Raw genomic sequence first — 670 nt, forward strand, 5'->3', positions numbered from 1 at the left:
AACGGCCGCGTAGCGGCCGTTAGCGGTCGGTTGGGCGTCCACTACGCACCCCACCGCAGGGGGCGGGGGGCTTCGCCCCCCACCCCTCCCCTACCCCAGAATGGGGTAGGTGGGTGGTGGTGGGAAGCACCACCTACCCCGCTCTGGGGTAGGGTGGGCGTCGGAGGTGGTTACGATGAGTGACGCGGTGAAGGTACAGTGGAAGGTTCCCGCCGAGACGTGGGATCGGTTCCGCGAGTTCGTGCAGGACGAGTACGGCCGTATCGACCGCTGTCTCGGCCGTGAAGTGGAGTTCGCCATGCGAGAGTACGCCGACGCCGACGGCGGCCAGCGGGTCGAGGACCTCGTCGACCGACTCGTTCAGGCGGCGGGCCGCACGCCCGGCGAGGCTTACGAAGAAGTAACTGGCTCAGATAGCGAGGAGACGGTTCGCCCCAACGTCCGAGTGAACGAGGGGGTCGTGGAGCAGTTCCGGATCACCGCCGACAAGCGCGACCAAGAGCGATACTACGGGGGCGCGCTCACCCGGGCGCTCCGCGTTCGGATGGAGGGCGGCCGGTACGGGCGACTCGAACGGAAGTTGGACCGCGTCGTCGATGACGCCGAATCGATCCTCTCCCAGATCGGTGACAGCGGGAGTGAGGACGACGGCCTCTCCGACGAGGAGGAG

General features: G+C 67.8%; 1 pseudogene. It reads left to right on the plus strand.

The annotated features are described in order from the left end of the window. Positions 1–109: 109 nt before the first annotated feature. Positions 110–670 (plus strand): annotated as a pseudogene (locus K933_RS13000) (hypothetical protein); the annotation flags it as partial.

Source organism: Candidatus Halobonum tyrrellensis G22, from assembly GCF_000495475.1.
Classification (GTDB): Archaea; Halobacteriota; Halobacteria; order Halobacteriales; family Haloferacaceae; genus Halobonum; species Halobonum tyrrellense.